Consider the following 20,141-nt stretch of genomic DNA (forward strand, 5'->3'; position numbering starts at 1 on the left):
CTGATCTTCTGTCTTCACACACCGATGATCACCGGTGGCCGCACCCGTTCCCGGACCAGCCCCGACCAGCAAGATCGCGATCTACAACTGGAGTATTAGGTGTGCCAGTGGCCGACGAGTTCGGCGTATAAGGGGTTGCGGTCGAGCAGGGTCTCGTGGGTGCCGTGGACGGGGACCGGGCCGTCCAGGAGGAGGACGCGCTGGGCGCGCTCGGCGGAGCTGATGCGGTGCGCGATGACGATGAGGGTGCCGCCGCGTGAGGCGAGGGCCAGTTCGGCGCGGGCCTCGGCGGCCGGCTGGAGGTGGCTGGTCGCCTCGTCCAGGACGAGGACCGGCGCCGGGGACAGGTAGGCGCGCGCGAGGGTGATGAGCTGCCGTTCGCCGTGCGAGAGGTCGGCGCCGCCCGGCGGCAGGTCCGCGTCGTAGCCGCCGAGGCGGTCGACGGTGTCCGCCAGCCCGACGGCGTCCACGGCCTCGTCGAGGTGCCCGGTGGTGGCGTCCGGGCGTAGATAGGCGAGGTTGTCGCGCAGTGTCCCGGCGAACACGTAGCTCTCCTGCGGGATGAGCGCGACGGCCCGCCGGAGCTGCCCTGGATCGACGCGGCCCAGGGGTACGCCGCCGAGCGCGACGCCCCCCCGCTGCGGCCGCAGCAGGCCGGTGAGCAGGTTCGCGAGCGTGGACTTGCCGGTGCCGCTCGGACCGACCACCGCCAGATGCGTGCCCTCCGGGACGTACAGGGACAGGTCCCGGACGACGGGGGCGGCGTGCGGCGAGTAGGCGAAGGTGATCCGGGCCGCCTCGATGCCGAAGGAGCGGAGCGGCGCACCGGACGGCGCCGGTTCGGCGGGCGGGTCCGTCGCGGCGCCCGGGTCGCAGACCCCGGCCAGCCGGCCGAGGATCACCGCGAGGCCGAGCAGCAGGGTGCCGCCCGCGTCGACGAGGACGGTCATGCCCGGCTGCAGCCCCGTGACGAGGTACCCGGCCGCCCCCGCGATCTCCCCGGCGGTGAATCCCCGCGCGGTCAGGTACGGGGAGAGCGCGAGCAGCGCGAGCAGCGGGAGGTGCACGCCGAGCACCAGCACGGGCAGCCGGACGAGCCGGGTCCGGGCGTACGCGCGCAGCGCCGCGGCCTGCGCGTCGATCACCGCGCCGACGGTGCCGGCGGCGCGCTCCTCGGCGGCGCAGGCGGTGACGTCCCGGACGCCGTGCACGATCACGGCGGCGGTCTCGCCGATCCGCTCCGCCTCCCGGACGGCGGCCCGGTACCGGCGGACCTGCGGTCGCACCGCGGCCGCGAAGACGCCGAGCGCGAGCGCCACCGAAACGCCGGCCGCCAGCGCGAGCGGCGGCGCCAGCAGGGCCAGCCCGAGCAGGGCGGCGGCCCCCGCGGACAGCAGCTGCCGGACGTTGCGCAGCGCCGTGCCGAGCAGCGCCCGGACGGCCTCGGCCTGCTCGGTGACCTGGGAGACCCCGGCGCCCGCCGCGTCCGCGGACCCGTCGCTCATGCGCCGCAGCGCGGCGGTCACCACCTCCCGGACCAGGGAGTCGCGCAGCGGTTCGACGGTCGCGGCGAGCCACGGGTAGACGCGCCCGGTCCCGACCGCCCCGAGGGCGTACAGGGCGGCCAGGGCGGCGAGCCAGCCGAGCCCCGCGAGGGGGCGGCCGGACAGGAACCCGTGGTCGATGGCGCGTGCCAGCAGCAGTCCCGAGGCGAACGCCGGCAGGCTCTCCAGCGCCGACCACGCGGCGAGGCGGCGCAGCGCCGGCCACTGCCCGCGGATGTGGCGGTGCAGGAGCCGTGCCGCGGGTGGCGCGATCATGGGCGCCCGGCCTTCTCGGCCGCGGGAAGCGCGGCGAACACGGCGCGGTAGCGCGGGTCGGGCCACAGGTCGGCGTGGGCGGCGAGGGCCCGCACCCGGCCGCCGTCGAGCCAGGCCACCAGGTCGGCGCGGGCGGCCGTGGCCGGGCGGCGCGCCACCACCAGGCTGGTGCGGCCCCCGAGGACCCGCCGCAGCGCCAGGGTCACCCGCAGCTCCGTGGCGGTGTCGAGGCTGCTGGTGGCGTCGTCCAGCACGACGACCCGGGCGTCGCCGAGCGCGGCGCGGGCCAGGCCGAGGCGCTGCAGCTCGCCGCCGGACAGCGGGGCGCGGTCGAGCGGGGTGTCGTATCCGTCGGGCAGCGCCCGGATGAAGGCGTCGGCGTCGGCGGCTCGCGCGGCCCGGCGGACCTCGGCGCGGGACGCGTCCGGGTGCGCGTAGGCGATCGTGTCGTGCACCGTGGCGCCGAGGAGGGCGGGCCGTTCGAAGGCGTAGGCGACCGTGCGGCGGAGCCGGTGCGGCGGGACGGCGGTGACCGGGACGCCGTCGAGCTCGACGGTTCCCTCGTCGGGGTCGAGCAGCCGCCCGATCAGGGACACGAGCACGCTCTTGCCCGTCCCGGAGGCGCCGGCGACCGCGACGGAGGCGCCGGGCGGCACGTCGAGGTCGAGGCGGTCCAGGACGGTCCGGCCGCCGGTCCGGACGGTGACGCCGCGCAGCCGGAGCCGGCCGGGCCCGTCCGGCAGCGGCACCGGGCGGGCGGGGGCCCGCACCGCCGGGGCGGCCGCCAGGATCTCGTCGATCCGGCCGGCGCCGACCTGGCAGTTCAGCAGCGCGACCACGGTGTCGAACAGGGACGCCGACGCGACGGCCATGGCGGCGTAGGACACGCTCGCCACGAGCTGCCCGGTGGTGATGTCGCCGGTGGACAGCCGGATCCCGGCGACGCCGACCACCAGCACCTGGGTGAGCGGGGCGAGCAGCGCGAGGCGCCGGCTCACCCGGCCCTGCGCCGTCCACGTCTCCCGGCCGGCGCGGCGCAGTCCGGGCAGCGGCGCGAGGACGCGGCGGACCTCGGCCGCCGCGGTGCCGCTCGCCCGGATCGTCCGGATGCCCTGCCGGGCGTCCAGCAGCCGGGTCGCGATCGCGGCCTGGCACGCCTGGTAGCGCGCGAACGGCTCGGTGGCCCGGACGACGAAGACGCGCAGCGCCACGACGAGCGGCGGCATCCCGGCCGCGAACGCGGCGGCGAGCCACCAGTCGATCATGGCCAGCGCGACCGCCGCGCCCGCGGTGGTCGCGACGCCGGCCGCGGCGGTCAGCAGCAGGACGGGGAAGGCCGCGGGGCCGGAGGCGCTCTCGGTGAGCCGGGCGAGCACGTCCCCGGTGGGGAAGCGCCGCTGCCCGGCCGGGCCGAGCGCCAGCACCCGGCGCAGCAGGCGGTGCCGGAGCCAGGCGGTGATGTCGCTGCCGCAGTACGCGCCGAGCACGTCCTCGCCGGTGTCGGCGAGGACCGCCGCGGCCAGGACGGCCGCCAGCCGCGCCGTGGCCGTGCCGAGATCCTCCTGGGCGCGGGCGGCGTCGACGGCCCCGGCGAGCATGAGCGGCGTGGCGACGGTCGCGGCGACGCGGACCGCGGTGAGCGCCGCCAGCAGGGACAGCCGCAGCCGGAACCGGCCCGCGGCCTCGCGCAGCCGGCGCCTGCCCGCGGCGCGCAGGGCGGCGGGCGTGCCGGGCTCCGCTGCTGTCCGGACCACCCTCGTCGGCTCCGTCCGTCGTCGGCGTGCGTCATCTACACTCGCGGGAAGGGTCCGGTCACGGACCGGCTCGCGCCGGCCCGTGACCGGGGTTCTGCGGTCCGGGCTGGTTCAGGGTTCCCGGGGGCCGCATGGGATGGTGCGGATCAGGCGCACGAGATGCCGACGCACACCGAGTTCAGCAGCGTGAGCAGGCCGGCGCACGCGCAGGTGCCGCTGAGCTGGATCCCCTCGATCTCGACGGGGTCCGTCTCCGGCAGCTCCTGCAGAGCGGCCACGAGGTCGCCTTCGAACGCGTCCATGTGATGTCACCTCCTTTCCTGGTCTGGTAGGGAGGTCCGATCCGCCGCGAGGCAGAAGCGGACCACCGCTTCACGCAGGACCGGGGACCAGGCCTGGACGACGCCGTTGTGGTCGTCGTCGGCCTCCAGGTAGTCGAAGTCGACTCCCTCGGTCCTGCCTAGTTCGAGGAGGCGGGCGCGCAGGGCCCTGGACTGCGCGACCGGGACGACCTCGTCCCGGACGCCGTGGGCGATCAGCAGCGGCGCGGTGAGCGCGGCGCAGGCGCGCAGCACGTCGCGCCCGTCCGCGGTCCCGCCGGGCGCGGCGCAGCCGCTCAGCCGCGACACGCGCTCCCGGACGGCGCCGGACGCGCCGCCGTGCAGCCCGGCCGCCGAGGTGAACGGCGCCAGCGCGACGCAGCCCGACCACAGCCGCGGGGCGCGGCAGGACGCGAGCAGCGCCAGGAAGCCGCCGTAGCTGCCGCCGAGCACGACGGGGCGGGGCAGTCCCGCGGCGGCGCGGTCGCGCCCGATCTCCCCGGCCAGGTGGACGATGTCGTCGAGGTCGGCGCCGCCCCAGTCGCCGATGACCGGCCGCAGGTGCGCCGCGCCGTAGCCGGTGCTGCCCCGCTGGTTGGGCGCCGCGACGGCGATGCCGGCGGCGGCCAGGTGCTGGAAGAGCGGCTCGAAGTCCAGCCGCCAGGACGCCAGCGGGCCGCCGTGCAGGGCGATCACCAGGCGCCGGGCGCGCCGCCAGCCGGGGCCGCCGTAGACGATCGTCTCGATCCGCCCGGCCGGGCCGGGCAGCTCCGCGGTGCCGGCGTCCGCCCAGCCGGCGTCCGCGCATGCGGAGCCCGTGTCCGCGCACGCGGCGTCCGGGGGCGGGTCGGGCGCCAGCCACCAGCCGTCGCCGGGCGCGCGGGGCGCGGTCGCCAGGGTGGGCGGCCGGTTCGGCGCGGCGTAGCGCAGGTGGATCCGCCCGTCCTCCGCCCAGTGCGCGGGCGGCCACAGCATTCCCGGCGGACCCGGCACCGGGGTGAGGCGCTCGCGTCCCGCCGTGTAGACGGCGAGCCGCTCCGCGGCGCCCCAGGTCTCCCGGACGAGCAGGTTCCGCCCGGCGGCGTCGAAGGTCAGCGGTGCCCGGGCGCGCTCGGGGCGGCTGAGCGCCTCGGGGAACCGCACGGGCCCGCCGCCGGGGAACCGCAGCCCGATCCGCGCGGTGCCGGGCTGCTGCGCCCCCGGCGCGGTCGTGGTGACGGCGAGGACGCCGGAGCGCGGGCTGAAGGCCGCGATGCGGTCGGTCGTGGTGTCGGAGACCGACCAGACCCGCCGCCACGACCGGTCGCGCAGATCGACCGCGATGCCTTCGGTGCGGTGCGCGGCGGTGGTGCGGTCGAGGGCGAGGGTCCGCCCGCCGTCGACCCAGACGCCGCCCGCCAGCACGCCCGGGATCCGCACGACCGCCTCCGGGGCCGGCAGGTTCCAGTGCAGCCACCAGATCCGCGAGTGCCGCTCGTCCTCGACGGTGACGAGCACGATGGTGCCGGCCGGGCCGGGCGCCGCCAGCAGGAACCCGGCGAGCATCGCCGGCACCGGCCACGAACGCGTGAGCCGCAGCCCGCCGCCGGCCGGCTCCGCCGCGAGGACGGTCCCGTGCCCGGCCGGCTCCCCGTGCGCGCCCGTCGCGGGCCGCAGGACGAGGACGCGGCCGTCGTCCAGCGGCAGCACTCCGCAGCGCCGGTCCAGGCCGGGGCCGTCCGCCGCGCGCGCCGCGGCGTCGCCGGTGAGCGTGCTCCGGAGCGGTACGGGACGCGCCAGCTCCCACCTCTCCAGCCCCACCTCGTCCCCGGCGGCGCGCAGGCAGGCGCCCCAGCCGCCCCCGCCGGAGAACGCGAACCCGAACCGCGTCGGCACCGGCGGCAGCCCCCGCAGGACCGCCTCGCGCATGGGCGCGGTCATGACGCACACTCCGCCCCAGCAGCCGCCCCCGCTGCGCTGCCGGCCGCGCCTCCGGCAGCGTGCGCCGCGCCGCCCTCCGCCCCGGCAGCCGCCCCCGCTGCGCTGCCGGCGAGGCGGGTGGGGATGTCGGCCGTCCATAGCCGTGGTGTGCCGTACAGCGCTCGCAGCAGGAAGCCCAGGATGCCGCTCATCCCGTCCCCCCAGGTCACCGAGACCTGCCCGAACTCGTCGGGGAACACCGAGCGGCGGCCGCGCCGCGCCCGGTTGGCGAGGACGATCCGGGCGAGCCGCCAGGCGGCGTGCCGGTACTCGCCGTCGCCGGTGAACGCCGCCATGTCGAGCAGGAAGTCCCCGTTGCCGGCGAGCCCGTGGCACTGCCCGAGCGGCGCGCGCCAGCGGTGCTCCAGCACCGACCGGGCGGCCCGTTCCGCGCCCCGGGTGAACCGCGCGTCCCCGGTGGCGTCGCCCAGCCGCACGAGGAAGCCCCCGATCCCGGCGGCGCCGTGGCACCAGTACGGTGCCGTCGGCGCGTCGCCGGGACCGGCCCCCCACATCGCCCCCTGCGTGCCGGACGCCTCGTCCAGCAGGTTCTCCCCGGTCGCGGCGGCCAGTGCGAGCAGGTCGGCGCGGCCGGCCGCCCGCGCGCACGCGGCCAGGAAGCACCCCACCCCGGCGATGCCGTGCGCGAACCCGTAGTACCGCCGCCCGGCGAGCTTCGACTCGTGCTGCGCCGGGGTGCTCCAGGAGAGCCTGCCGGACCGGTCCTCGACCGTGGCCGCCAGCGCGTCGGCGGCGGCGACGGCGCGCTCGGCGTACCGGGCCTGCCCGGTGCGCATCCACAGGTGCAGGGCGGTCAGCCCGATCCCGGACGTCCCGTGGGTGACGTCGGGGGCGGCGACCGCCGTGGGGAGCCGGTCGGCCACGGCCAGGGCGGCGTCGACGAGAGCGGCGTCGTCCAGGGCGAGGCCCGCGTCCAGCACCGCCCATGCCGCCCCGGCGGTGCCGAAGTAGAGCCCGGCCGGCCGCGGCGTGCCGTCCTCCAGCCGGGTGGTGATCCATTGGGCGGTGCGGGCGATCGGGTCCGTGAGGCGGCGGTCGCCGGTCAGTTCGTAGCAGCGGACCAGCGCGCCCAGCGGGCCGGCCGCACCGTGCTGGAGGCTGCACGGATCCGGTGCCCCGTGCACGCAGGACGCGGGCCACAGCGTGTCCGAGGCCCCGGTGGCGTCCATGGCGTCGAGGAGGTGGTCGGTGATGCCCAGCGCGGCCTGCCGGGCCTGCCTGCGCAGCCAGCCGGACCGCAGCCGCGGGCGCGCGGGCGGATCCGCCGGCGTGGTGCCGGGGGCCGGCGCCGGGGAGGTGCCGGGGGCGGGCGCCGGGGAGGCCCCGCCGCGGCCCGCCGCCGCGAGTATCTCGCGCGCCCGCTCCGGGCTCCAGCGTTGCGCGGGTTCGTCGGCCATCAGGCCGAGGAGCAGCGGGATCACCGGGGCGGGCAGGTCCAGGCCCTGGGTGCGCGCGGTCAGCCACTCCGCGAGGCGCTCGGTCACCGGCCGCGCGGCGGGATGCTCCTCCAGCAGGTAGGGCGGGCCGCCGGTGAGCAGGTGGCAGAGGGTCGCGCCCAGGGCGAAGCGGTCCGCGGCGGGGTCGGGCTCCGCGCCGTCCATCTGCTCGGGCGCCGCGAAGCCGGGCGTCCCCGCGCGCAGCGGGACGTCGTCCGGCGCTCCGGCGGTGACGGCCAGTTCCAGATCGATGAGGACGGGGGTGCCGTCCGGGCGGATCATGATGTTGTTCGGGGTGAAGTCGCGCACGATGAGCCCGGTGGCGTGCGCGTCCACCATCAGTTCGGCGAGCCGGGCGGCCGCCGCCAGCGCGGGGGCGAGATGCGGGCCCCAGCCGCGCTCGCCGATCAGGTCCACCGTCCACTGCCCCAGCGTGGTTCCCGGGACCATCTCCTCCGCCAGGAACAGGTGGCCGCTCTGGGCGAACAGCCGGACCGGCCGCGGTGCGAGTCCGCGGCCCGCCACCGCCTCCAGCGCGCGGGCCTCGGCGCGCAGGAGGTCGCGGGCGTCCCTGCCGTTCTCGCCGGCGGCCACGTGCGGGCGCGCCTCTTTCAGCACGACGGGCTCACCGGTCTCGGTGTCCAGGGCGCGGTAGACGCCGCCTTTGTTGGTGTGCCGGATCGCCTCCCTGACCGCGAAACGCGTCCCGATCAGAATCTCGTTCCGGTCGCCTTCGGGGGTGTTCCCATCGCGCTCGGGCCCGCGCGACCGGTGCTCGGGAAAGGGGCAGGACACCCAGGGCGGAGGTGTGTACCTCCCGATGCGCTGATCCTCGACGGGGTTTCCGTCCGGATCGAGAATCGTCCACGCGTAGAATCCGTCGTTGGTGATGCGGCGCTCTTCGATGAACGCGCCGTAACGGTAATGGACGAGGCTCCCAGGCGCGTAGGGGCGGTCCGACAGAATGCGCGGGCCGGGCAGGCCGGCCGTCGCCCCGTGCAGTTCCAGCGCCAGCCGGACGGCCTCCTCGTCGCTCACCGGGTAGACGGTGATGAACTTTCCCGAATGGCCGCGGGAGGTGTTGCGCGCGTTCAGTGCCGCGACGTGGTCGTGGGTGGCGGCGAACTTGAAGGCCGAACTCGCCGCCAGCAGCACCCGCAGCGAGCGGGCGAGCACCTCCGCCGCCGAGGCGGGGGTCGCCGAGACGTGCAGCTTCCATCCCTGAGCTGGGCACTCGCCGCCCTCGGGGACCACATGGCACCACATACCGGCACGGGTCGCCCGCCAGTGCCGCGGCTCCCGCGCGGCGTCGTCCGCGGCGTCGTCCGCCGCGTCCCGCGCCGCGGCCATCGACCGGTCGAGGACATCGGCCAGGCGGGTGTCGTCGCTCTCCGCGGGGGCCGCCCCGGAGAGTACGCTGAAATGGAAGTCCGCCATGCTGTCTCGTCGCTCTCTTTTCATCCCGCCGGCCGGAGGAATGCCCGCGCCGTGCGACCTTCTCTGCCTTTACCGTGCAATGGCGTCCGGCGGGTTCCCGAGGGTTTCCGGCGAACGAGGACACGTTAGCCATGAATCTCCCATGAACGCCAGAGCGGATATCCGGGCAGAATCTCCGCCGGGCCGGTAGTGAAGTGTCACCCGCTGGTCCTGGTCCGTGTGACTCGTGTGACTGATGCACCATTTGCACGGATTTGGCGGCGCGAAGACGGCGGTTCGCCTGTCCTGTCCATGCCATGGATCGTCGGCGACTTTGCCAATTCGGTGTCGAATAAGTTTCGACCTCGGTCATGGCCGATGGCAGTCATGAAGCCCCCTGGCGAGCCGCCGCCCGGATGTGCTAGCCGGGGGTGTCAGCTCGCGGACGCGTCGACGGCTTCGGGGGAGAGGACGTTGTCCAGGACCATGGCCGCGCAGCCCGTCAGGCCGGCTCGTTCGCCCAGGCGGCTCGGCTCGATGCGGAGGGTGCGGGTCGCCAGGGCCGTGGAGCGCTGGTAGACGACTTCGCGGAGGCCCGCGATCAGGGGTTCGTCGGCGCCCACCAGGTCGCCGCCGAGGACCACCACCGCCGGGTTCAGGAGGTTGACGGCGGTCGCGACGACCTCGCCGATGCGGCGGCCCGCGTCGCGCAGGAGGGCGACGGTCGCCGGGTCGCCGGAGCGGGCCAGGGCGGCGAGGCCGGGCAGGTCGTCCGCCGGTGAGCGGGCCAGCAGCGCGGTGCCGCCCGCGATGGCCTCGACGCAGTTGACGTTGCCGCAGCGGCACGGGGCCTCGTGCGGGGACGGCACGGGGATGTGGCCGATCTCGCCCGCCGCGCCCAGGGCACCGCGCTGGATGCGGCCGCCGGCGATGACGCCCGCGCCGATGCCGGTGGAGACCTTGACGAACAGGAGGTCGTCCACGCCGGGGTGGGCCTGGTGCTCGCCGAGGGCGGCGGCGTTCACCTCGTTGTCGAGGTAGGCGGGGACGCCGAAGCGGTCGGCGACGGGGGCGGCGATCTCGACGGCGTCCCACCGTCCGGCGGCGTGCTCGACGGCGTCGGGGACGCCCAGGCCGACGCCGCGGACCGAGGACTCGGCGATGCCGGCGGAGGCGAGCAGCGACGTCCACTCGTCGATGAGGCGGGGGAGCGTCTTGCCCGGGGACGTCTCGGCCGGCGGGCCGTCCGCGCGGGCGAGGACCGTGCCGGCCAGGTCGCACACCGCGAGCTGGCCGCGGGACTGGCCGAGGTTCGCGACGAGGACCGTCCCGCCGGCGGCGTTGAACTCCAGGCGGGCCGGGGGGCGTCCGCCGGTCGACGGCCCGGTGGTGTGCTCCACCACGAGGCCGCGGGAGATGAGGGCGGCCACGCGCGACGCCACCGCGGGACGCGACAGGCCGGTGATGCGGCCCAGGTCGGCGCGGGTGGCGACGCCGTCCTCGCGGATCAGGCTCAGCATGTCGCCGGCCGTGGAGGGCCGGGTCACTGGGCGGGGCATCAGGCTAGTCAAGCATGGCACCGATTGAGGCGTCTAGTTGGCGCAAGGTACGGACTTTTGTCATCCAAAGTTCATAAGTGGGCTTGTAGGGATGACCTATGTCTCGGTAACTTGCTGACCGAGAGATTCCCCCTGGACTGGAGCGTCCAATGGCCGTACATCCCGCGCTGGAGGCAGTGACCCGGCGCGTCGTCGAGCGGAGCGCCGGAACGCGCGGCGCCTACCTGAGCCGGATCCGCGACGCCCGGACGGAGGGCCCGGTGCGCACCGGCATGGGCTGCGCGAACCTCGCGCACGGCTTCGCCGCCTGCGGCGTCCAGGACAAGCTGTGGCTCAGGGGCGACGTCACGCCGAACATCGCGATCGTGTCGTCCTACAACGACATGCTCTCGGCGCACCAGCCGCTGCAGGACTACCCCGACATCCTGAAGGGCGCGATCCGGTCGGCCGGCGGGACGGCGCAGTTCGCCGGGGGCGTGCCCGCGATGTGCGACGGCATCACGCAGGGCCGCGCCGGCATGGAGATGTCGCTGTTCAGCCGGGACGTCATCGCGATGGCGACGGCCGTGGCGCTGTCCCACGACATGTTCGACGGCGCGCTGCTGCTGGGCGTCTGCGACAAGATCGTCCCCGGGCTGGTGATCGGCGCGCTGTCGTTCGGGCACCTGCCGGTGATCCTGGTGCCGGCCGGGCCGATGGCGTCCGGGCTGCCGAACGGCGAGAAGGCGCAGGTCCGCAAGCGGTTCGCGGCCGGGGAGATCGGCCGCGACCAGCTCCTGGCCGCCGAGGCCGCGTCCTACCACTCGCCCGGCACCTGCACCTTCTACGGGACGGCGAACTCCAACCAGATGCTCATGGAGGTCATGGGCCTGCACCTGCCGGGGGCCAGCTTCGTCCCGCCGGGCACGAAGCTGCGGGACGCCCTGACCGAGGCGGCCGGGCGCCGCGTCCTGAAGCTGACGAACCTGGCGGACGACTACACGCCGATCGGCGAACTGCTGGACGAGCGCGCGTTCGTGAACGGCATCGTCGCCCTGCTCGCCACGGGCGGCTCGACGAACCACACGCTGCACCTGGTCGCCATGGCCGCGGCGGCGGGCATCGAGCTGACCTGGGACGACTTCGACGAACTGTCCGAGGTGACGCCGCTGCTCACCCGCCTCTACCCGAACGGCACCGCCGACGTGAACCACTTCCACGCCGCGGGCGGCACCGCGTTCCTCATCGGCGAGCTGATCGACGCGGGGCTCCTGCACGAGGACGCGCGGACGGTCGGCGGCGCCACCCTCGCCGAGTACCGGAAGGTTCCCGAGTTCGTCGACGGCAAGGCCGAATGGCGGAACACCGTCGGCGAGTCGGGCGACACGGGCGTCCTGCGCCCCGTCGCGGAGCCGTTCGACACGCACGGCGGGCTGCGCACCCTGCGCGGCAACCTCGGACGGGCGGTCATCAAGGTGTCGGCGGTGAAGCCGGAGCACCGGCTGATCGAGGCCCCCGCCCGGGTGTTCGACTCGCAGGAGCGGCTCCAGGAGGCGTTCGCCGCCGGGGAGCTGGACCGGGACGTCGTGGCCGTCGTCCGCAACCAGGGCCCCCGCGCGAACGGGATGCCGGAACTGCACCGGCTCACCCCGCCGCTGTCGGTCCTGCAGGACCGCGGCCACCGCGTCGCGCTGGTCACGGACGGTCGTATGTCGGGCGCCTCTGGGGCGGTGCCCGCCGCGATCCACGTGTCACCGGAGGCGGCGGCCGGCGGGCCGCTCGCCCGCGTCCGGGACGGGGACGTCGTCCGCCTCGACGCCGGCACCGGCGTCCTGGAGGTCCTCGTCCCGGACGAGGAGTTCGCCGCGCGCGAGCCCGCCGTGCACGCGCCCGAGCAGACCTACGGCACGGGCCGCGAACTGTTCCGGGTCTTCCGCGACGCGGTCGGCCCCGCCGAGCGCGGCGCGGGGGTCTTCGCATGAGCGGGGCGTGGCTGGTCGCCGACGTCGGCGGGACCAACGCCCGGTTCGCGCTGGTGGACGGCCCGGACGGCGTCCCGTCCGACGTCAGGTCGCTGCCCACCCGCGACTATCCCGGCCTCGCCGAGGCCGCCGCCGCGTACGTGGCCGGGGCCGGCGTGCGCCCGTCGGCGGCCTGCCTCGCCGTGGCGGGCCCGGTCGGCGGCGGGACGTACCACCTGACCAACGCGGGCTGGCCGAAGGGCACGCTCGACGCGGTGCGCGCCCATCTCGGCCTGCCGCACCTCGACATCATCAACGACTTCGAGGCCCTCGCCTACGCCCTCCCGCGCCTCGGCGCGGACGACCTGATCCCCATCGGCGACCGGGTTCCGGCCGCCGGCGCGCCGCTCGCGGTGGTCGGCCCCGGCACGGGTCTCGGCGTCGCGGGCCTCGTCCCGACGCCGTCCGGCTGGGTGCCGGTGCCCGGCGAGGGCGGCCAGGTCGACGTCCCGGCGGCGACCGACCGGGAGATCGAGGTGACGCGTCTGCTGCGCGCCGAGAAGGGCGCGGCGACCGCCGAGTACCTGCTCTCCGGCGCCGGCCTGACCCGCATCCACCGGTACCTGGGGACGCTCGACGGCGACCCCGGCGAGGAGCTCACGGCGAAGCAGATCGGCGAGCGCCGCGACGACCCGCGCTGCGACGAGGCGCTGCGCATGTTCTGCGGGCTGCTCGGGTCGCTCGCCGGCAACGCCGCCCTCACGCTCGGCGCCCGCGGCGGCGTCTACCTCGGCGGCGGGATCCTGCCGCGCATCGTGGACGTTCTGCGCGACAGCTCGTTCCGCGCCCGCTTCGAGGGGAAGCCTCCCGTCGAGGACTACATGCGCGCCATCCCGACCGCCCTCATCGTCCACCCCGGCCCGGCCCTGGTCGGCGCCGCCGTCCGGCTCGCGCAGAGCCTGCCCGACATGGAGCCCGCATGATCGCCGAAGACCTGTTCGACCTCGCGCCCGTCGTCCCCGTCGTGGTGCTGGAGGACGCCGGGGCCGCCGTCCCGCTCGCCCGCGCCCTCGTCGACGGCGGGCTCCCGGTGATCGAGGTGACGCTGCGCACCCCGGCCGCGCTGGAGGCGATCACCCGGATCGCCGCCGAGGTCCCGGACGCGGTGATCGGCGCCGGGACGGTCGTCCGGCCCGAGGACGCGGAGCGGTCCGCCGCCGCCGGGGCCCGGTTCCTGGTCAGCCCCGGCTGCACGCCCCGGCTCCAGGCGGCGATGGTCGCGACCGGGCTGCCCTTCCTGCCGGGCGTCGCGACCGCGTCGGAGGCGATCGCGCTGCTGGAGGGCGGGATCACGGCGATGAAGTTCTTCCCGGCCGAGGCCGCCGGCGGCACCGCCTACCTGAAGTCGCTCGCCGGCCCGCTGCCGCAGGTCCGGTTCTGCCCGACCGGCGGGGTCGGCCAGCGGAACGCCGCCGACTACCTCGCGCTGCCGAACGTCGGTTGCGTCGGCGGCTCCTGGCTGACCCCGGCGGACGCTGTCCGCGGCGGCGACTGGGACCGCATCCGCCAACTCGCCGCCGAAGCCGCCGCCCTGCGGTGATGTCACGTCCTGGACGGGTATCCCGTCTCCTGGATATGGACACCACATCGACACTTGAGAGCCTGAGGAAGCAGCGGACCGTCCTGCTGACGTCCTACCGCAAGGACGGGACGCCGGTCGGGACACCCGTCAACGTCGTCGTCCTCGGCGGCCACGCCTACTTCCGCACCTACGACAAGGCGTTCAAGACGAAGCGGCTGGCGCGCAATCCCGAGGTGGAACTCGCGCCGAGCACCTACCGGGGCAGGACCACCGGCCCGGCGGTGCACGGCCGGGTCCGCCTGCTCACCGAGGACGAGTCGCGGCCGATCCGCCGGCTGCTGGCCCGCAAGCACCCGTTGCAGCAGGGCTTCGCGGTGCCGCTCCTGCACAGGATGAAGCACTACCGGACCCTCCACTACGAGGTCACCCTCGGCTAGGGCCGTGCGGGCAGGGGCCGGCGGTCAGCCCGGCGGCGCGCCCGTGCGGGATGAGGTCCATCCGCAGGCGGCCGCAGGAGCAGCGGGTCCAGACGACGACGCCGTCGCTGGTGAGATGCCGGGAGACAAGCGTGTTCTCGTTCATGTACGGCAGTCTGCCGCCGGTCGAACGTTGGCGTCTATTTCAGATTTCCTCATTAGATCGTGCAATATGGTTGCATGATTGATCTGCGGCGGCTGCACATGCTCCGGCTCGTCCACCAGTACGGGACGGTCACGTCCGCGGCGGAGGCGCTGCACCTCACGCCGTCGGCGGTCTCCCACCAGCTGCGCGAGCTGGCGCGGGAGCTGAAGGTGCCGCTGCTGGAGCCGCAGGGCCGCAAGGTGCGGCTCACCCCGGCCGCGCACCTGCTGATCGAGCACGCCGACGGGCTGCTCGCCAAGTGGGAGGAGGCCCTCGCCGACCTGGAGTCGCACCGCGCCGGGGCCGCCGGACCGCTGCGCATGTGCGGGTTCACGACGGCGGTCGGCGGGCTCGTCGCCCCCGCCGCGGGCGCCCTGCTGCGCGCCGACCCCGGCCTCCGCGTCGAGGTCCGCGAATGCGACACCGACGTGGCGATGGGGCTCCTCGCCGCCGGTGAGACCGACATCGCGGTCATCGAGCCCACCCCGGACGCGCCGCCGCCCGGCGATCCGCGCTTCGACCGGGAGCCGCTGCTGGAGGAGGCGTACGACCTCATCGTCCCGGCCGGGCACCCGCTCGCGGACCGGCACGGCGTCCGGCTGGAGCACGCGGCGGCCGAGGCGTGGATCAGCGTCGAGCCCGAGGTCTGCGCCCACCACCAGCAGGTGCTGGCGTACTGCGGCGCCGCCGGGTTCACGCCGCGGTTCGCGCACCACGCCACCACCTGGTCGGTGATCTGGGCGCTGGTCGCGAACGGTCTCGGCGTGTCGCTCGTGCCGCGGCTGGCGGGCGGGCCGGACGACCAGCCGGTCGTCCGGGTCCCGCTGACCGGGGACGCCGTCCCGCGGCGGCGGGTGCTGACCTGCGTGCGGCGCGGCAGCCGGGACAACCCGCTGATCGTGCGCGGCCTGCGGGCCCTCCACGACGCCGTCCCCGACCGCTGCGCCCGCTCGGCGGCGTAGCCGCCCCGCCGCCACTCCGGCGCTACTCGGCCACTCCGCCGCTATTGCGCCGCGATCGCCTGCAGGACGTTCATCCGGGCGGCGCGGCGGGCCGGCCACGCGGCGGCGACCACGCCGATCGGCGCGGCCGCCGCGACGCACACCGCCAGCCGCCCGTAGGGGACCGCGAGCACCTCCATGCCGCCGTCCCCCTGCGCCAACGCGTGCTGGACGACGATCCCGAGCGCGGTCCCGGCGGCCACGCCGAGCACCGCGCCGAACAGCGAGACGACGACCGCCTCGCAGCGGATCATCCGGCGGAGCCGGCGGCGCTCCATGCCGACGGCGCGGAGCAGCCCGATCTCCCGGGTCCGCTCCGTCACCGCGAGCGCGAGCGTGTTGACGATGCCGAGCGCGGCGATGAGCACCGACAGGACCAGCAGCCCGAGGACGAGGTCGAGGAAGAGGCCGATGTCCCCGGCGGCGTCCTTCCTGACCTGGGCGCGGTCCTTGAGTTCCAGGTTGGGCCACGGAGCGAGTGCGGCCTCCAGCGCGGCCCGGGACGCGCTCGGCGCGTTGATCTCGATGCGGTCGATGGGCGCGTCCGGGGCGTGCGCGCGGTAGTCCGCCCAGTTGATGATCATGCTGGGCGCGGACGGGGTGACGGACGGCCGGTCGGCATAGATCCCCGCGATGCGGAACGTCCGCCTCGCCCCGTCCCTGTACCGGCCCGCGACCGTGCTGCCGATAGTCCAGCCCCGCGCCTTCGCGACGCTGCGCCCGACGAGCAGCCCATCGCCGTGGACGGACGCCGACCCCGACCGGAGCGGCAGCCGGAAATGGCCGAGCAGCTCACCCGGTGCGCCGGCCGCGGCCGTCTGCAGGGACCCGCCGAGCGTGAAGCGGGCCGTGCGGATCGGGATCGCCGACCGCACGCCGGCGGCGCCGGCCGCCGCGCGCACGGCGTCCGGCGCCACGGGCGAGATCTGGCTGCGGCCGGTGACCCGGTAGTCGGCGGTGAGGCCCGCGTCGAGCTGCCGGTCCGCCGACGACGCCATCGACTGGACGATCACCGACACCGCCGCGATCAGCGCCAGCCCGATGACCAGCGCGGACGCGGTCGCCGCCGTCTGCCGGGGATCGCGCAGCGCGTTCCGCCCGCCCATCCGGCCCGCGGTCCCGCCGAACCGCGCGAACGGCCACGCCAGCACGCGGATCGCCGGGCGGCTCAGCAGCGGCGACACCACGACCGTCCCCGCCATGAGCGCCAGCGCGCCCGCGCCGGTCAGCCCGAGCCCGCCCGAGGCGAGACCGGCCGCGACGAGCCCGGCGCCCGCCGCGAGCAGGACACCGCCGCCGACGGCCCGGCGCCGCAGCGGCCGCGGCGCGGCCGCCCCCTCGCGCAGCGCGGCCACGGGCGGGATCCGCGCCGCGCGCCGCGCCGGGACGAACGCGGCGGCCAGCGTGACGAGCGTCCCCACGGCGAACGACGCGAGCACCGCCGCGGGCGGCACGACCGGCGTCCCGAACGGCAGCGCCTCCCCGCCCGTGGCGACCGTCATCATCCGGCCCAGCCCGGCCGCGACGCCGACGCCCGCCGCCAGGCCGAGCGCCGACCCGGCCAGCCCGACACCGGCCGCCTCGCCGAGCACCGACCGCGTCACCTGCCCGCGCGTCGCCCCGACGGCGCGCAGCAGCGCCAGCTCCCCGACCCGTCCGCTCACCAGCATCGCGAAGGTGTTGAAGATGATGAACGAGCCGACGAACACCGCGATGACGGCGAAGACCAGCAGGAACGTCCGGATCAGCCGCAGGATCGAGGCGACCGGGGCCGCCTGCTCGGCCGTGGCCCGGCGCCCGGTGATCGCCTCCGTCCCGGGCGGCAGCGCCGCCGCGACCGCGTCCCGGAGCCGTTCCTGCGAGACGCCGTCGTCCGCGTGCACGACGATCCGCGCGTACGTCCCCGGGCGGTCGGAGAGCAGCCGCCGTGCGGCGCGCGGCGCGAACGCGGTCATCGAGAGCTGGTCGCTCAGCGCCGAGTCGCCCACCTCGAACAGGCCGGTGAGCCGGAACGTCCGCTCGCCGGACAGCAGCGCGACCCTCACCCGGTCGCCGATCCGGTAGCCGGCGCGGCGCGCGGTGGTGACATCGACGGCGACCTCGTCGGGAGCCGCGGGCGGCCTGCCCGAGGCCAGCCGGGGCAGCGACAGATCGGGGTCGCCGTGCCAGGCCACCCCGGTCTGCGGCTCGGCGCCGACGATCTTGCCGTGCCGGTCGACCACGGCGGCGAAGCCCGTGACGACCCCGTGCGCCTTCGCGACCCCGTCCACCCCCTGGACGGTCGCCAGCACCGCCGCCGGGACGGGACGTTCCGGCGCCCGCTCGCCCAGCCCCGGTTCGAACGCCCGCTGCGACCGCACGACGACGTCCGTGCCGCGGCCGAGATCGGCGAACGCGCGGTCCAGCGAGCGGTCCAGGGTTGCGGAGAAGACCAGCGTGCCGGCGACGAACGCGACCCCCGCGACCACGGCGACCGTCGACAGCAGCAGCCGGGCGCGGTGCGCGGTGAGCCCCCGCAGTACGAGCTTGACCAGCTGCCGGGTGCGCAGGAGCAACGGCGGGGTGCGGGGATGCGTCCGCCCACGAGTAAGGCGCTTGACCATCATGTGGCCGATTCCAGCCGGGAGAGGCGTTCCGCCGTGAGCGCGGTTCGTCGCATCCGGACCCTACGAACGGGCTCGGGCACACGACTTTCGTAGGGGTGGCCGACCCGGGTCCGGTGCGTACCGTAATGGCATGAGCGGAGCGGAGCGGGAGGGCGTCCCCTCACGACGAGGACGCATGCCCCTGCCTTCACGGCTGTCCGGTCTCGCGCGGATCCTTCCGCCCGGACGCCCTCGTGACCGGGTCGCGGACGCCGTCGTCGTGCTGTCCGGAGCGGTCTTCACCTGGCTCAGCGTCACGGATCCGCACACGATCGTCCGCGGGCGCGGCGGCGCGGCGATGCTCCTGCTGGTGCCCGTCCTCGCCCTGCCGTTCCGGCGCCGCGCCCCGATGACGGTCGGCTGGATCACCGCCGGGGTCGCCGCCCTCGTCTGGCTGGTGGAGCTGGCGGCGCCCGGCACGCTGCTGCGCGGGGACGCCGACCACAGCCTCGCCCCGATGGTGTGGTGGCCGCCGACCGCGCCGCTCGCCGCGTACGCCGTGCTGGCGTTCCCCCGCGACGGCGGCCGCCCGGCCTGGGTCCGCGCGCTGCCCGTCGCCGCGCTGCTCGTCCCGATCGGCGCCATGGGCGACGTGCTCCCCGACGCGGCCATGCGGCACTTCACGGCCGCGCAGACCGGCAGCGTCGACGCGATGATCTTCCGCAGCGTGGCCGTGGTGGCCGGCGGGGCGCTGCTCGGCCTGTACGCCGCCGCGCGCCGCCGCGTCCTGCAGGCCCTCACCGAGCGCGCCGAGCGGGCCGAGCGGGAGCGGCATCTGCTCGCCGAGCGGGCCCGCGCGCAGGAGCGCGCCCGGCTCGCCGCCGAGATGCACGACGTCGTCGCGCACCGGGTGACGCTGATGGTGCTGCAGGCCGGGGCGCTGCGCGTCCGGGCGCCGGACGAGCCGACCCGCGCGGCGGCCGAGGAACTGCGCGGCACCGGCTGCCAGGCCCTCGAAGAGCTGCGCGACGTGATCGGCCTGCTGCGGCGCGACCCGGGGGACGCGCCCGCGGAACCGCTGCCCGACCTGTCCGCGCTGGTGGCGGAGTCGGCCGCGGTCGGCGTCCCGGTCGAGCTGGCGGAGCACGGCGACCCGCCGTCCGCGTCGCCCGCCGTCGGACGGACCGCGTACCGGATCGTCCAGGAGGCGCTGACGAACGCGCGCAAGCACGCACCGGGCGCCGCCGTCCACGTGGACGTCCGCTACGGCACCGGCGGGGTGGCCCTCAGCGTGCGCAACGCGGCGCCGGTGCGCCAGCCGGACGCCGAACTGGCCGCCAGCGGGTCCGGGACGGGCCTCGCCGGCCTCCGCGAACGCGTCGAGCTGATCGGCGGGACGTTCACCGCCGGCCCGCACGAGGGCGGCTTCCGCGTGCGGGCGTCCCTGCCCGCCTACGTCCCGGTGGCCGGGCCCGCCTCATGATCACGGTGCTCCTGGTGGACGACGAGCCGATGGTGTGCGCGCACCTGCGCACGATCATCGGCGCGGCCGGCGACGTCCGGGTGGTCGGGGAGGCGCACGACGGGGCCGCCGGCGTCGAGGCCGTCGTCCGGTACCGCCCGCACGTCGTGCTCATGGACCTGCGCATGCCGGGCGTGGACGGCCTCGCCGCCATCGAGCGGATCGCCGCGCTGCGGCTGCCGCCCGTCGTCGTCGCGCTGACCACGTTCGACGCCGACGAGTACGTGGTCCGGGCGCTGCGCGCGGGCGCCGCCGGGTTCCTGCTGAAGTCGACGCCGCCCGAGGACCTGGTGCGCCTGATCAGGGTCGCGGCCGACGGGCACACGGTGATGTCGGCCGCCGCGACCGCGCGGCTGCTCGGCACGGCCACCGCACGCGCGTCCGACCGGGACCGGACGCGCGCTCTCCTCGGCGGCCTCACCGGACGGGAGGCGCAGGTGCTGGCCCGCCTCGGCGAGGGGCTGACCAACGCGCAGATCGCGCGCCGCCTCCACCTCAGCGAGGCGACCGTCAAGGGCCACGTCTCCCGCGTCCTGGACAAGCTCGGCTGCGCGAACCGCACCCAGGCCGGCCTGATCGCCCGCGACGCCGACCTGCACTAGACG

At 76.1% G+C, this 20,141-nt stretch carries 15 protein-coding genes; 7 read left to right on the forward strand and 8 right to left on the reverse strand.

All coding sequences use genetic code 11. From position 1 onward, the window contains the following. Nucleotides 1-95 precede the first annotated feature (95 nt). From ABZ806_RS35410 to ABZ806_RS35435, 6 genes are all read right to left on the reverse strand, one after another. The gene (locus ABZ806_RS35410) at nt 96-1,820 is read right to left on the reverse strand and encodes an ATP-binding cassette domain-containing protein (RefSeq protein WP_500222032.1); all 1,725 of its coding nucleotides are present in this window, start codon (nt 1,818-1,820) and stop codon (nt 96-98) included. Further along, on the reverse strand, nt 1,817-3,574 hold the full coding sequence (locus ABZ806_RS35415; RefSeq protein WP_500222034.1) for an ATP-binding cassette domain-containing protein: 1,758 nt from the start codon (nt 3,572-3,574) through the stop codon (nt 1,817-1,819). Before ABZ806_RS35415 ends, ABZ806_RS35410 begins: the two co-directional genes overlap by 4 nt. 146 nt (nt 3,575-3,720) lie before the next feature. Then, entirely contained in the window at nt 3,721-3,876 is a 156-nt protein-coding gene (locus ABZ806_RS35420) for a VenA family class IV lanthipeptide (protein ID WP_500222037.1), read from the reverse strand. A gap of 6 nt (nt 3,877-3,882) precedes the next feature. Beyond that, on the reverse strand, nt 3,883-5,814 hold the full coding sequence (locus ABZ806_RS35425; RefSeq protein ID WP_500222039.1) for a S9 family peptidase: 1,932 nt from the start codon (nt 5,812-5,814) through the stop codon (nt 3,883-3,885). Continuing rightward, nucleotides 5,811-8,747 (reverse strand): class IV lanthionine synthetase LanL, encoded by a 2,937-nt coding sequence (lanL, locus tag ABZ806_RS35430; RefSeq protein ID WP_500222041.1) that lies wholly within the window; start codon nt 8,745-8,747, stop codon nt 5,811-5,813. Before lanL ends, ABZ806_RS35425 begins: the two co-directional genes overlap by 4 nt. Before the next feature lie 413 nt (nt 8,748-9,160). Continuing rightward, on the reverse strand, nt 9,161-10,285 hold the full coding sequence (locus ABZ806_RS35435) for an ROK family transcriptional regulator (protein ID WP_500222043.1): 1,125 nt from the start codon (nt 10,283-10,285) through the stop codon (nt 9,161-9,163). A 149-nt stretch (nt 10,286-10,434) separates the two neighbouring features. On the opposite strand from ABZ806_RS35435, the gene edd reads away from it, so the two are divergent. From edd to ABZ806_RS35455, 4 genes are read left to right on the forward strand one after another with little or no spacing between them, the layout of a single operon-like run. Beyond that, on the forward strand, nt 10,435-12,246 hold the full coding sequence (gene edd / locus ABZ806_RS35440; RefSeq protein WP_500222045.1) for a phosphogluconate dehydratase: 1,812 nt from the start codon (nt 10,435-10,437) through the stop codon (nt 12,244-12,246). Further along, nucleotides 12,243-13,208 (forward strand): glucokinase, encoded by a 966-nt coding sequence (gene glk / locus ABZ806_RS35445; protein ID WP_500222048.1) that lies wholly within the window; start codon nt 12,243-12,245, stop codon nt 13,206-13,208. Before edd ends, glk begins: the two co-directional genes overlap by 4 nt. Next, nucleotides 13,205-13,825 (forward strand): bifunctional 4-hydroxy-2-oxoglutarate aldolase/2-dehydro-3-deoxy-phosphogluconate aldolase, encoded by a 621-nt coding sequence (eda, locus tag ABZ806_RS35450; RefSeq protein ID WP_500222051.1) that lies wholly within the window; start codon nt 13,205-13,207, stop codon nt 13,823-13,825. The genes glk and eda overlap by 4 nt, the downstream gene beginning before the upstream one ends. 35 nt (nt 13,826-13,860) lie before the next feature. Further along, a complete protein-coding gene (locus ABZ806_RS35455; protein ID WP_500222054.1) occupies nt 13,861-14,244 on the forward strand; it encodes a PPOX class F420-dependent oxidoreductase in 384 nt (127 codons plus the stop codon). On the opposite strand, the gene ABZ806_RS35460 is transcribed toward ABZ806_RS35455, so the two are convergent. Beyond that, entirely contained in the window at nt 14,231-14,389 is a 159-nt protein-coding gene (locus tag ABZ806_RS35460; protein ID WP_500222056.1) for a hypothetical protein, read from the reverse strand. The two genes, ABZ806_RS35455 and ABZ806_RS35460, sit on opposite strands and share 14 nt — an antisense overlap. A gap of 74 nt (nt 14,390-14,463) precedes the next feature. Here ABZ806_RS35460 and ABZ806_RS35465 point away from each other — a divergent pair, with 74 nt between their 5' ends. Then, nucleotides 14,464-15,390 carry a LysR family transcriptional regulator gene (locus ABZ806_RS35465; protein ID WP_500222058.1) on the forward strand — a complete coding sequence of 309 codons (927 nt, stop codon included), beginning with the start codon at nt 14,464-14,466 and terminating at the stop codon, nt 15,388-15,390. A 41-nt stretch (nt 15,391-15,431) separates the two neighbouring features. Here the strand turns inward: ABZ806_RS35465 and ABZ806_RS35470 are convergent, their stop codons facing one another. Next, nucleotides 15,432-18,035, reverse strand: a complete 2,604-nt coding sequence (locus tag ABZ806_RS35470; RefSeq protein ID WP_500222060.1) for an ABC transporter permease — start codon at nt 18,033-18,035, stop codon at nt 15,432-15,434. 175 nt (nt 18,036-18,210) lie between these two features. On the opposite strand from ABZ806_RS35470, the gene ABZ806_RS35475 reads away from it, so the two are divergent. Both ABZ806_RS35475 and ABZ806_RS35480 read left to right on the forward strand, forming a co-directional pair. Beyond that, complete coding sequence (locus ABZ806_RS35475) at nt 18,211-19,497, forward strand: sensor histidine kinase (protein ID WP_500222062.1); 1,287 nt, start codon at nt 18,211-18,213, stop codon at nt 19,495-19,497. After that, nucleotides 19,494-20,138, forward strand: coding sequence for a response regulator (locus tag ABZ806_RS35480; protein ID WP_500222064.1), 645 nt, complete (start codon nt 19,494-19,496; stop codon nt 20,136-20,138). The genes ABZ806_RS35475 and ABZ806_RS35480 overlap by 4 nt, the downstream gene beginning before the upstream one ends. Nucleotides 20,139-20,141: the final 3 nt, after the last annotated feature.

Source organism: Spirillospora sp. NPDC047418, assembly GCF_040643275.1.
In the GTDB taxonomy this organism is placed as follows: domain Bacteria; phylum Actinomycetota; class Actinomycetes; order Streptosporangiales; family Streptosporangiaceae; genus Spirillospora.

Excerpts from the sequence above, each read along its gene's own strand:
- ABZ806_RS35410 (WP_500222032.1), bottom strand. The coding sequence starts at position 1,820 with ATGATCGCGCCACCCGCGGCACGGCTCCTGCACCGCCACATCCGCGGG.
- ABZ806_RS35420 (WP_500222037.1), bottom strand. The coding sequence starts at position 3,876 with ATGGACGCGTTCGAAGGCGACCTCGTGGCCGCTCTGCAGGAGCTGCCG.
- ABZ806_RS35425 (WP_500222039.1), bottom strand. The coding sequence starts at position 5,814 with ATGACCGCGCCCATGCGCGAGGCGGTCCTGCGGGGGCTGCCGCCGGTG.
- lanL (WP_500222041.1), bottom strand. The coding sequence starts at position 8,747 with ATGGCGGACTTCCATTTCAGCGTACTCTCCGGGGCGGCCCCCGCGGAG.
- ABZ806_RS35435 (WP_500222043.1), bottom strand. The coding sequence starts at position 10,285 with ATGCCCCGCCCAGTGACCCGGCCCTCCACGGCCGGCGACATGCTGAGC.
- edd (WP_500222045.1), top strand. The coding sequence starts at position 10,435 with ATGGCCGTACATCCCGCGCTGGAGGCAGTGACCCGGCGCGTCGTCGAG.
- glk (WP_500222048.1), top strand. The coding sequence starts at position 12,243 with ATGAGCGGGGCGTGGCTGGTCGCCGACGTCGGCGGGACCAACGCCCGG.
- eda (WP_500222051.1), top strand. The coding sequence starts at position 13,205 with ATGATCGCCGAAGACCTGTTCGACCTCGCGCCCGTCGTCCCCGTCGTG.
- ABZ806_RS35455 (WP_500222054.1), top strand. The coding sequence starts at position 13,861 with ATGGACACCACATCGACACTTGAGAGCCTGAGGAAGCAGCGGACCGTC.
- ABZ806_RS35460 (WP_500222056.1), bottom strand. The coding sequence starts at position 14,389 with ATGAACGAGAACACGCTTGTCTCCCGGCATCTCACCAGCGACGGCGTC.
- ABZ806_RS35465 (WP_500222058.1), top strand. The coding sequence starts at position 14,464 with ATGATTGATCTGCGGCGGCTGCACATGCTCCGGCTCGTCCACCAGTAC.
- ABZ806_RS35470 (WP_500222060.1), bottom strand. The coding sequence starts at position 18,035 with ATGATGGTCAAGCGCCTTACTCGTGGGCGGACGCATCCCCGCACCCCG.
- ABZ806_RS35475 (WP_500222062.1), top strand. The coding sequence starts at position 18,211 with ATGCCCCTGCCTTCACGGCTGTCCGGTCTCGCGCGGATCCTTCCGCCC.
- ABZ806_RS35480 (WP_500222064.1), top strand. The coding sequence starts at position 19,494 with ATGATCACGGTGCTCCTGGTGGACGACGAGCCGATGGTGTGCGCGCAC.